The sequence below is a fragment of the Frankia tisae genome, assembly GCF_025403405.1.
Lineage (GTDB): Bacteria > Actinomycetota > Actinomycetes > Frankiales > Frankiaceae > Frankia > Frankia tisai.
In genome coordinates this window covers 19,687-28,728 of record NZ_JANEZT010000037.1, presented here as the reverse complement: position 1 = coordinate 28,728, position 9,042 = coordinate 19,687, and the positions used below count along the sequence as shown (strand labels likewise).

The window sequence follows — 9,042 nt, the reverse complement described above, 5'->3', positions numbered from 1 at the left end:
AAGAGACAGGTGCGGGCGGTAGCGGCGCTGGGAGCGGTCATCGCGGCTTCCTGTCGAATCGTGGTCGAAGCTGGGGCCGGGCGGGGCGCCCCGGATTTGCGGCGCCCCGCCGGCGGGTGGTTCAGAAGACGGCCGGGTGGTCTCGGTCGTCGATGCCTCCGTGCAACGCGAAAATGAGGCGAATGGTGTGGTGGCCCGACGCGACCGCGGCGGGGGTGAAGCCCCCGATGAGCACGTAGCCGGCGGGCAGATGGGATGGGAGAGCGGCGACGAAGCGCCGTCCCACGCTGACGTTGCCGGCCGGCACGTCGACCGCGACGAGGTGGGCGCCGCGGACCGCGGGCGGTATGACCGGCTGCCGGCTGTCGTAGGCCCAGAGGTCCCGCCAGCGGACCGGCCGGGGCCGGGGGGCGGCCGTGGCCGTCGAGTAGACGGGGGTGGCCGTCATCTCAGGCGCCTTCGGCGGCGGCGATGAGGGCGCCGACGGCAAGGGCGATGCCGTGCTCGTAGCCGGAAATGGCCATCTTGTTGACGGCGCGGAGCGGGCCGGGGCTGTTCCCGTCGGTGCCGGTCTGGAGTTCGGCGAGGCCGGGGAGGGTGCCTTCCTCGGGGTGTTCGCGGTGCCAGACGGACATGTGGATGATGTCGTCGAGGGCGGCGGCGACACCGACCCGGTACGCCTTGGTCACGGTGCGCATCGCCGGGTTCGCCGCAGCGGTGATCATGGCGTCGACGCGGACGAGTTCGGCGTCGAGACGGCCGCGGGCGGTGTGCAGGGTGGCGGTGATCCGCCGGTCCATCGCGAGAAGGTCGGGATGCGACTGGTGCACGATCGCTTCGGGGTTGTCGATCGGGTCGCACCGGTGCTTGCGGGGCTGGCCGTCGGCGCGGGTGTGAACGTCCCGGCCGCAGGTGCCGCAGACCACCTCGGGGCCCCATCCGCTGCTGCGGTTCTTCGTGTTCTCGGCGCGGGTCCGGTGGATCTCACCGGACAGGTAGAGGTCGATCTGCCGCTGCCGTTCCGCGTTGTGGGTGGGGTAGTAGGTCGCAAGGAAGTCGGCGCGGCTGCCGAAGACGCCGTCGTCGGCGGCGTCGAGTTCGGCGAAGTGGGGGTTCTCGGCGAAGATGTCAGGCACGGTCTGCTCCTGTTGGCTCAGGGTCGGATCGAGGTCTCCGCTGGTGTTGGCTCACCGGCGGGGACCGCTTCGCTTTTCGGTGTTGTCTACGAGTGGTCGGCGGTCTCTCGACCAGTGCCGGCGAGGATCGCGGTGATGTCGGCGCGCCGGTAACGGCGGTGACCCGAGGGCAGCGTGACTGCGGAAATTGTTCCGGCGCGGGCCCAGCGGGCGAGCGTTGTCGCGCTGACGCGCAGCTCGGTCCGCGCCTCCCCAGGCTTCAACAGACCGCCGACGCGCGGCGGGGCCGCATCTATCTGCACCTTGATCGTTTCCCCCCTTGGCTGATGTGGTGGATATGGCCGATGTGGCGAGGAGGACCGTACGAGAAGACGGTCTAGACCGTCAAGACCATTGCTCGGATCCGTGACCGGCGACGGTCCAACCGACACGACTGTCTAGACCACAGGCGGTAACGTTGCGCTGTGACCCCGGATGAGCGGCGCCGCCGCTACGAGCGGATCGAAGCCGACCTGCGGGAGCGGATCGCCTCCGGCGACCTCGCCGAGGGCGCGAAGCTGCCAAGCGAAAAAACGCTCGCAGAGCAGTGGAAGACCACCAGACCAACCGTCCGACAGGCACTCGCGGCGCTGCAGGCCGACGGGCTGATCGACCGGCGCCCACCGTTCGGAACGTTCGTCCGGCATCCCCCCGCCGTAACCGTCCAATGGGCCCCCGACCGATACCAACGCCGGCCGGACGGGCCAACGTCACCGTTCGCGCGGGACGCTGAACGGGTTGCGGCCACACCGGACTCGGGGTGGGTGACCCGCCGGGAACGCGCCGAACCGGACGTTGCGGCCCGGCTCGGGATCGAACCCGGCGATCACGTCATGCGAACCGAGTACGTGTTTCTCGCCGATGGGGAACCCACGCAGGCGTCCGTGAGCTGGGAACCGTTCACCCTCGTCGGTGGCACGCTGATCGAGGAACCTGAGGGCAGCGGGGGTCCGGTCGGGGTCGTCGCACGGTTCGACTCGATCGACGTGCACATCGACGCGGTGACGGAGATCGTCCGGGCGCGGCCGGCGACGGACAGCGAACGGCAAGCGCTCAGCCTCGCCTCCGGCTCATGGGTGCAGCTCGTCGAGCGGACCCACCTGGCAGGTGAGCTGCCAGTGGAGACAGCCGACATCGTGCGCCCGGCCGAGTATGCGGCCCGCGGATACCGCATCCCAATCGACTAACAGCACCCCGAAAGTCGCCCAAGATGGCGTAGCGCTACAGTTCGGGCATCGACTCCGGCATGGCCGGATGTCCATGTACAGGCTCCCGGCGGCTTCGGCCGACCACATTTCGCCTGACAGATCAGCCCCCGGCAGCAGGTCGGGGGCTGATTGTCGTACCCCAGCGAAGGGAGTTCTCATGCCTGAGCAACATCAACCCGCGCGGCGGCCCGGCTCGTCGACGAAGGTCGACGCCATCCGAGCCGAGATGATCCGCCGCCGGACGGCGCCGCCCGATCCCGATGAAGTTCGTCAGGTGGAACGACGGCGGCGACCGGTCCAGAAGATCCGCGAGGCAATCGACTCGGCAGACCCGGCCGCGCTCCGGACGGCGCTTCTCGCGGCCGTGGATGCGTGCACGTTCCCCGGCGACGAGCCCCAGCTTTTCAGCGGCGACGTGCTGGAAGCTGTCGGCGTGGCGCTGGGCACCCGTAAGCCGCGCCGGGGCAAGTCGGCCTGACAACGGACAGCGGCCCGCCCTCGACGTGAAGGGCGGGCCGCGGCCGTACCAGAGGGTTCAGATCCCGCCGCCCGAACGTTCCGGCAGCCCCTGGAACACCAGCATCACCGTGCCCGCATGAACCGTTGCCTCGACGAGACGCACGCCGGCCGGCAAGAACCGTGCCAGGGCGCTCGTCAGATCCGCCGCCCGAATCCCCTGGTCGGCAAGCACCGTGGCCTGCCCGACCAGCGGCGAATGATGCACGGTCGCCCCCAGCACCGGTGGGAACTCCACACCGCCCGGCTCGCCCTGGTCCTCGATGCCGTCCACCTCGACGGCATCAACATCGGTAAGTTCGGTCATAGCGGTCGGGTCCTCTCCGGCCAAGGCCCCGTACCGGTTGGCAGACCGGGCGGGGCCGTTCCATGTCCACGCACCAGGGACGGCACGCGACGGTTCGGGCACCGTAGCGCGTCACCGGATCCGGAGGAAGAGCCCGCACCGCGGATCCGGATCCGCACCCAGCATCCGGACCTGTGGCCAGCAGCGACCCGGCGGAGACCCGGCCGGCGATCCCCGCCGACCTCATCGGCTTCGGTGAGCTCCGCGAGCTGCTCGGCGTCGCCCGATCCCGGGCCCACACGATCAGCCGCGACCGCGACTTCCCGGCACCCTGGTACTCGGGCGAGAAAGAACGCCTGTGGCTGCGCGCCGACGTCGAGGGCTGGTTGGACCAGCACCGACCCGGTTGGCGGGAGGCCACGCAGTAGCCCCCGTTTTGCTCACGGCCAGTGCCCGTGCACGACTAGCGTCCGATGGGGTATCGGGCCAACACGGGGCGTGAGCATGGGCGAGAATCTGGCTATCGGCTGTCCACGGACGGATCATCGACTCGGGAGGCGGGCGACCTTCCGGGTAGTAGGTGATCCATGGGCAACGGCATCGGCATCAACCGGCGGCATCTGTTCCTTCTCGCGGGCGTCGGACTCGTGCCCGCGGCGGACCTCATGAGCGCGCGGCACTTCTCCGACCATGCGTCCGCGGTGATCGACAACCTGTATGCGGAGTACCCACGGCGGGACCTCGCCGCAACCGCCCGCACCGCCGGGGCCCATCTGCGCAGTCTCGCCGCGGTCGGTGGCCAGCGGATGCGGGCACACGTGGCGCAAGACGTCCTGATGTTGCAGGGCCGGGCCGGTGCGCTGCGGGCCCGCGCCCTGGTGGACGCTGGCGACACCGAGGCCGCGTGGCGGGTGCTGGGCACGGCGATCGCCCGCGCATCCCGCGCCGGGGACCGCCGGACCGTGGCGTTCGGTTTCGCCACGAAGAGCGCCGCCGACCTCGCGGACCGCCGGCCAGCCGACGCCCTACGCATCGCCGAACGGGGATTGCACATCAGCGGCGACGACCCGCGGCTGTACCTCGCGGCCGCCCGCGCACACGCCGCCCGGCTCGACGCCGACGCCGCGGACGCCGACGTCCGGATCGCCGAACGGCTCCTCGACGAGCAGAACGCGCCGATGATCGGCGGGCCGATGCCCGGGGTCACGTCACGGCTGGAATGGAGCCGCGCCGCAGTTGACGTCTACAGCCGCACCGGCCGCAGCGACCGCGCCCGCGACGTCCTGGAGACCACCGTGGCCGACGTGCCCGCGAACCTGACCGAAGACACCCGCCAGGCGCTCGGCGCGTCCTACGCACTCGTACAGGCGCGCGCCGAACCCGACGCCGGCGCGGACATCCTGCGCCGGACGTTGACCGCCTCGGCCACCATGGGCCGGCCGGCGCGCACGGTCACGGCCAGGGTCGATGCGTTCCTGGCGGCCGTGCCGGACCAGCGTCACCCCGCGGTGCGCGACCTGGTCGACCTCCGGCGGTCCCTGGACGTCTGACCGGCGCACGCAGCGCCGTGTGAGAGCCTGGCCGGCGCCGGAGTCCCGGGGTGCTTTCTCCACCCCGGGGCCCGGTCTCACCCGCGTTTCACCGACCGGCCGCGGCGTCGCACCCGCCGCGGCCGCCGCGGCCGGTCGGACAGCATCAGGCGTTACCTCCCACGCCCTGCTGCAACATCTGGTCCAACGTGGCGACAATGTTGGCGGTTTCCCTGCGGGCGATCCGTTCGAACTCGGCCGGGTCGGAGGCACCGCGGGCGTCGACGGTGGAGCTGACGTTGAAGGTGTGACCGGTCTTTACCGGGGCCGTGGTCCGTGTGGCGAGCTGCGACTCTTTCCACACGTATTCGTTTTCGCCGGACAGGTTGTAGCCCAACGTGCCCGACGGCCACCGCTTCCCGTTCCCCGTGTCGTAGCCACCAGGCCGGCCCCAGGCGGACAGGGTGCCGTAGGCCCCCTCGGTGTACTTGATCGCCGAGTAGGTGTTCGCCATCGGATCCGTGCTGACCCCGTACAGAAACGGGCCGGTGTTGCGGTAGGGGCCGGCGTAGCGGGCGAATGTGGGGCCGATGACCTGCATCAGGCCGACGGATGGGGTGCCGTGCTGCCAGTTGATGTCCGACCGGTTGACCGCGTTCGGGTCGCCACCCGACTCCTGATTCATCCGCTTCAACCCGAGGGCAAGCCACGAGGCGTCTTCCCCGGCCTGCGCAAGAGCCGCAGTCATCACCGGAGCCCACCGGGCGGCACCACCTGCGGAACCTGCGGCTGCGGTGGCGGCAGCCTGGTCAGTCTTGTCCTGGCCTCGGAGAAGGGTGACGATGGAGTCCATCGGCCGGATCGCGAGCCGGCCGGCGGCACCCTTCCAATCCTCACCGGTGCCCAACGTGCCGTTGACGGCGGCGCGGATCGGGGTGAACGCGGCCTGCGCGGCGTCGGCGAGCGCACCTCGAACCCAGTGGACGGCAGTGCCCAGCACGTCCAACGTGCCGGAGCCCAACGCCTCCAGGGTGTCGATGGGGTGGGTGACGGCGTTCGCGACGTCGCCGACGATGCCGCCCAGCGCGAAGCCGGGGATGCCCCGGCGGCGGGCCCACGGGGCGATCTCGGGCACCAGCCGGGTGGGGATGACCGCCTCACCGGGCATCGCCATGATCGGCACAGAGTCTTTGCCTGCGACCGCGCCGGGCAGCATCGGGATGATGCCGCCGGCTGCGAACCCGTTGACGTGCGGCAGCGGATCCTCATGGACGATTTTCGCGAAAGCGTTCCACACGCTGCGGATACCGTCGTTGTAGATCGGGTTGATCAGGAAGTTGATGGGCGCCTTGAAGATCTCCTTGAGCCCGTCCCACGCACCCTTGACCCAACCCGTGGCCGTCTTCACCGAGTTCGTGATGTCGTTCTTAATCTTGTCGAACCAGCCGGTCACATCATGCCAAAGGTTGCTAGCCGTCGTCGTCATCTCATGCCAGAGATTCGAGAACGGCGTGGACACCTCATGCCAGATCCGTCCGGCGATCCCGGTCACGTCATGCCACAAATTCGTGAAGAACCCGGCCACATCATGCCAAAGGTTCGACGCGAAGCCGGCGACATCATGCCAAAGGTTCGTGAAGAACCCGGCGACGTCGTGCCACAGCCGGGTGGCAATCCCCGTCACGTCATGCCACAGGCTGGTGAAGAAGCCGGCCACGTCATGCCACAGCCGGGACACGAAGCCGCTGACGTCGGACCAGAGACGCGAAAAGAAGCCGGCCACATCATGCCAGATCCGTGAGGCGAACCCGGACACATCCGACCAGATCCGGGAGAAAAACCCGGACACGTCATGCCACACCCTGGACGCAATGTCCGTCACGTCATGCCACATGCGGCTGAAAAAGTCGGAGACGTCATGCCACAGCCGGGACACGAACCCTGAGACGGCATCCCACATCGCCTTGAACGCGGCAACAATCCGATCCTTATTGTTCACGATGATCACAACAAGGAGGCCGAACGGACCGGTCAGCATGACCAGCAGCAGCCGCCAATGCCGGCCCACAAAGTCGAGGACGTCGTTCACCACCCGGCTGATCGCGTCATACACATCGTGGAAAGCGTCGCCCACCGCGCGGGCCATGCCCTTCACGATCCTCACCGAGTCGTCCCACATCCGATGGAACCAGCGGCCCACCGCCTTCGCCGCATCCTCCACAGCGTCGAAAGCGTGGGCGAACGCATGGCCCACCGACCCGGCAACATGCTCCACCCCGTGGAACGCATCCGAAAACGCCCCACCCACCTTCTTCGCCGCGCCGACCACGGCGTGGAAAGCATCGACCAGCCCATGCCAAATCTTCTCGCCGAGGTGCGCCACCCACAGGGCGGCTTCTTTCAAAGCCCGGCCCACCGCGTTCACCGCATCGTGGAACCAGCCGACATGCCGGTAGGCCAGGATCAGACCGGCGACGAGACCGGCGATCGCCAGGGCGATCAGCATCACCGGGTTCGCGTCCAACGCCGCGTCCAGAAGCCAGGCGGCGGCGGCCATCACCTTCTGCGCCGCAGCCGCCGCCAACACGGCAACCTTGTAGGCGACGAACGCGCCAGCAGCCCCGTAGACCAGATCGCGGGCCAAGCCGCCGTGATCCGAAATCTCCTTGAGGACGTCGGCGATCACATGGATACCAGCGCCGACAACCTCACCTGCCGCCTTCGCAATGTTCTTCAACGCCGGTTCGATCTCCACGAAAATTTTCTTCGCCGCATCACCAGCCTTGTAGACGTCGCCGAGGACCTTCGTGAGCTTCTGCATATCCGGGGACTGCACCGGAACAGGCCCACCAGACGCGCGGGCCTTGTTCGCCGCGCCGACCGAGTCGATGCCCTTCGATACGGCGCCGATCGCTTTCGACCCGAAACCAGCGAGTGCCCCCTGGGCGCCTCGAGTAGATTCCCCAAACTTGATCAGAAGAGCGTCAAAGCCGCCTTTCAGATCAGCTATCTTCTGCTTGGTGGTTTCCGCAGTCGTGTTCCACGAGTCACCGAACTTCCCGGCACCTTTGTTCAGCTCCGGATATTTTGATTCCAGTCGGTCGAACTGGTCGACGAGAATGTTGACGCCGGTCCCGGCCTTTTTCCCGAACGCCTGGGTGAGAACGTTTCCGGCTTCGTTCGCGCCGATCCCCGCCGCCGCCAACCGGCCATGTAGATCGCTGATGGCAGCGTTTAGTCCGCCGTGCTGCATGTCTTTCGCGAGCGTGTCGGACTGGAGGCCGAGCCGTTCCAAGGCTGCTTTACCCGCTTTCGCGGGGACAGCCAGAGACTGAACCGCGACGCGGAGCTGGGTGCCTGCCTGCGCTCCGCGAATGTTGTTGTCACCGAACACGGCGAGGGCCGCACCAACATCGGTGATCGACAGCCCGTAGCCTTTGACGACCGCGACTGCTCCGGTCCCGAAAGCATTGGCCAGGTCCTGCATGTTCATGTCGCCGGCGCCGACGGTCGCGTTCAGTACGCCCATGGCCTGGTCGAAGTTCTGCACCCCGGGAATACCGGACGCAACGGCGGCGGTCAGAGCATTGGTGACATCAACAAGATCGGCGTTACCAACCCGGGCGCCCTTCGCGGCGGTCTCAACCAGATGGAGAGCCTTCTCAGAGGTGATGCCCATCGAGGAAAAGTTGGACTCGACGTGAAATAGGGACTCTGCCAGCGAATCCGGGTTTGACCCGATTTTTCCTGCGAGGTCCAACACACCGGAGCTCAGCCCGCCAAGTTTCTCCTTCGATACGCCGGCCTGTGTGTTGAGCTTCGCCATCTCGGCGTCGAACTCGTTGGCCTTTTTCGTACCCTCGTAGATCGCCCCGGCGACCCCGGCGACACCGAACAGGGCGCCGAGTTTCGTCGCCTCCACGGCGAAGCCTTTGACGCTGCCGAGCATCCCACCGAACGCGCCGCTCGCCGTCGCCCCGACAGTGGCAAGCCGGGTTCCGAACGTGGCCACCGACGACTCGGCGTCTTTCAAACCGTCCCGTGCCGCGGTTGCAGCGAGCCGTGTCCGACCCAGGCCGCCTTCAAGTTTCCCGGCGTTCTCACCGGCTGAGGCGAGTTTCCCACCGGTGCCCGCGGCAGCGAGCCCGGCCGCGCCCAGCCCGCTGGCAGCACCCGCGGCGCTCTTCTCCGCGGTACCGAGCTGCCCGGACATGCCGGCGGCGGCCAGACCCACACCGTCGAGCTGCTTTGCGATCTGCGGGCCGATATCCCCGAACTTTTTCAGAACCGGGAAGATCAGAATCTCAGCGGTGCCCACCACGGTCATG

General features: G+C 68.1%; 9 protein-coding genes. 4 read left to right on the top strand and 5 right to left on the bottom strand.

Annotation, left to right across the window (positions count from 1 at the left end):
• Positions 1–121: 121 nt before the first annotated feature.
• The 3 genes from NBZ85_RS06095 to NBZ85_RS06085 all read right to left on the bottom strand — a co-directional run bounded on the left by NBZ85_RS06095 (position 122) and on the right by NBZ85_RS06085 (position 1,438).
• Positions 122–448, bottom strand: a complete 327-nt coding sequence (locus NBZ85_RS06095; RefSeq protein ID WP_261561625.1) for a hypothetical protein — start codon at positions 446–448, stop codon at positions 122–124.
• Between the two features lies 1 nt (position 449).
• Positions 450–1,136 (bottom strand): hypothetical protein, encoded by a 687-nt coding sequence (locus NBZ85_RS06090; RefSeq protein WP_261561624.1) that lies wholly within the window; start codon positions 1,134–1,136, stop codon positions 450–452.
• Positions 1,137–1,222: 86 nt separating this feature from the next.
• Positions 1,223–1,438 carry a helix-turn-helix domain-containing protein gene (locus NBZ85_RS06085; RefSeq protein WP_261561623.1) on the bottom strand — a complete coding sequence of 72 codons (216 nt, stop codon included), beginning with the start codon at positions 1,436–1,438 and terminating at the stop codon, positions 1,223–1,225.
• A gap of 162 nt (positions 1,439–1,600) precedes the next feature.
• On the opposite strand from NBZ85_RS06085, the gene NBZ85_RS06080 reads away from it, so the two are divergent.
• Together NBZ85_RS06080 and NBZ85_RS06075 are read left to right on the top strand one after the other, a co-directional pair.
• Positions 1,601–2,362: a GntR family transcriptional regulator gene (locus NBZ85_RS06080; protein WP_261561622.1), complete on the top strand. Its 762-nt coding sequence runs from the start codon at positions 1,601–1,603 to the stop codon at positions 2,360–2,362.
• Between the two features lie 178 nt (positions 2,363–2,540).
• Positions 2,541–2,861, top strand: a complete 321-nt coding sequence (locus NBZ85_RS06075) for a hypothetical protein (RefSeq protein WP_261561621.1) — start codon at positions 2,541–2,543, stop codon at positions 2,859–2,861.
• A gap of 57 nt (positions 2,862–2,918) precedes the next feature.
• Here the strand turns inward: NBZ85_RS06075 and NBZ85_RS06070 are convergent, their stop codons facing one another.
• Positions 2,919–3,206 carry a hypothetical protein gene (locus NBZ85_RS06070; protein WP_261561620.1) on the bottom strand — a complete coding sequence of 96 codons (288 nt, stop codon included), beginning with the start codon at positions 3,204–3,206 and terminating at the stop codon, positions 2,919–2,921.
• Between the two features lie 173 nt (positions 3,207–3,379).
• On the opposite strand from NBZ85_RS06070, the gene NBZ85_RS06065 reads away from it, so the two are divergent.
• Positions 3,380–3,613, top strand: coding sequence for a helix-turn-helix transcriptional regulator (locus NBZ85_RS06065; RefSeq protein ID WP_261561619.1), 234 nt, complete (start codon positions 3,380–3,382; stop codon positions 3,611–3,613).
• A gap of 159 nt (positions 3,614–3,772) precedes the next feature.
• Positions 3,773–4,735 (top strand): hypothetical protein, encoded by a 963-nt coding sequence (locus tag NBZ85_RS06060; RefSeq protein WP_261561618.1) that lies wholly within the window; start codon positions 3,773–3,775, stop codon positions 4,733–4,735.
• A gap of 145 nt (positions 4,736–4,880) precedes the next feature.
• Here the strand turns inward: NBZ85_RS06060 and NBZ85_RS06055 are convergent, their stop codons facing one another.
• Complete coding sequence (locus NBZ85_RS06055; protein WP_261561617.1) at positions 4,881–9,041, bottom strand: phage tail tape measure protein; 4,161 nt, start codon at positions 9,039–9,041, stop codon at positions 4,881–4,883.
• Position 9,042 lies beyond the last annotated feature (1 nt).